The 1,886-nt window shown below is 68.7% G+C and carries 1 protein-coding gene and 1 pseudogene; one reads left to right on the top strand and one right to left on the bottom strand.

The genetic code is table 11. The annotated features are described in order from the left end of the window. Positions 1-672 (top strand): annotated as a pseudogene (locus tag GRC12_RS44065) (hypothetical protein); the annotation flags it as partial. Here the strand turns inward: GRC12_RS44065 and GRC12_RS44060 are convergent. Beyond that, positions 659-1,495, bottom strand: coding sequence for an aldo/keto reductase (locus GRC12_RS44060; RefSeq protein WP_308286770.1), 837 nt, complete (start codon positions 1,493-1,495; stop codon positions 659-661). The pseudogene GRC12_RS44065 and the gene GRC12_RS44060 overlap by 14 nt on opposite strands. Positions 1,496-1,886 lie beyond the last annotated feature (391 nt).

Genomic DNA, 1,886 nt, shown 5'->3' with positions numbered 1-1,886 from the left:
GCCCCGCCCTGCTACGCCGAGCGCACGGTCCCCGACCTGCTGGAGCGCCTGGAGTACCTCACCCCCGCCACAGGGGACCCGGCGAAGGACGGACGGGTGGTCTTCTCCTGCCATTCACAGGGCTGTGTCATCGGGACGGCCGTGCTGCTGCAGGCCAGGACACGGGCGAGCGAGAGGACTGCGCTCCTCACCTACGGCAACCCGGTGACCCGGTTGTACGTGCGGTTCTTCCCGGCCTACTTCGACGTCCGCACGCTGCGACGGCTGGGCGAACTCCTGACGGACGACGGGCGTTGGCGCTGGAACAACCTCTACCGTCCCAGCGACCCGATCGGCGGCTGGGTCATCGTGGACGACCCCCTGCCGCCCCATGCGGCCGCCCGGCCCAGGGCGACAGCGGGATGCCTGCCCGGCGGGCCGGACCGGCAGTTGCTGGATCCGCGCGGCTTCGCGCTGCGGCCCGGCGACTCCTGCTACGAGCAGCCGCTCGGGCACTCCGACTACTTCGCCGACCAGGCGTACGGCGACATCGTCCTGGCCTGGCGGAACTCCACGGCCCAGCAGCCGGTTCCGGGCCCGGAACCGGCTGCCCGGCCTGTGGCGCGGGAGGAGACCCCGCGGGTGAGTGCCGTCAGGCCGTGGTGGCCGTGGCAGCGGCTCAGGCCATATTGAACGACGACGGGTCCGGACCCAACCGCCGGTCCTCGTTCAGGGCGCTGATCGCCGCGAGGTCCTCGGTGTCCAGGCTGAAGTCGAAGACCTCGATGTTCTCCCGGATCCGGGACGGCGTCACGGACTTGGGGATCACGATGTTGCCGAGCTGGAGGTGCCAGCGCAGCACGACCTGGGCCGGGGTGCGCCCGTGCTTCTGGGCGATGGCGACGATCGCCGGGACCTCCAGCAGGCCCTTGCCCTGACCGAGCGGGGACCAGGCCTCGGTGGCGATGCCCTGCTCCGCGTGGAACTCCCGGGCCGCGCGCTGCTGCAGATGCGGGTGCAGCTCGATCTGGTCGACCGCCGGGATGACGGACGTCTCGTCGATCAGCCGCCGCAGGTGCTCCGGCTCGAAGTTGGAGACACCGATCGCACGGACGCGTCCGTCGGCGTGCAGCTTCTCGAACGCCTTGTAGGTGTCGACGTACTTGTCGCGGGCCGGCGTCGGCCAGTGGATCAGGTACAGGTCGAGGTAGTCCAGACCGAGCTTCTCCAGCGACGCGTCGAAGGCGCGCAGCGTGGCGTCGTACCCGTGCTCGGAGTTCCAGAGCTTGGTGGTGACGAAGATTTCCTCGCGGGGGACGCCGGACGCGGCGATGGCCTTGCCGGTGCCCTCCTCGTTGCCGTAGATCGCCGCTGTGTCGATGCTGCGGTACCCGGCCTCCAGCGCGGTGGCGACGGCCTGCTCCGCCTCGTCGTCCGGCACCTGCCAGACGCCGTAGCCCAGCTGGGGCATCTCGACGCCGTTGTTCAGGATGATCGGGGGGACCTTGCTGCTCACGAGCTCTTGATCCTTCGGTTGTCGTCAGGTGGTACTCCCATCGTCAACGATCACGAGCCGTGATGCATTCCTGACCGGAGAATCCGTCCGAACTGACCGATGAGTCAGTGCCGGAAACCGAGATTGGCTGGAAATGGATCCGACCTCTGCGGTCCGGACCATTGACCGCTGAACCTCCGGACCGCAACTCTGGATCGCGCCAACGAACGAGTCCCTGAACGCGATCCATGAATGTGAACAGTTGGTTCGGTTTTCCTCCGATGTTTCCGGGTCTCCCCGTCCGATCGAGAGGGAGGAACATGAGACGCCGTCGCCTGCGAACGGCACTGACCGGGCTGGTCCTGGCCAGTGCGGCCCTCACCACCCTGCCCGCGGCCGCACCCGCGCCGAC

The sequence above is a fragment of the Streptomyces griseorubiginosus genome (genome assembly GCF_017614965.1).
Classification (GTDB): Bacteria; Actinomycetota; Actinomycetes; order Streptomycetales; family Streptomycetaceae; genus Streptomyces; species Streptomyces griseorubiginosus_B.
This window is presented reverse-complemented; position numbering and strand designations above follow the sequence as displayed.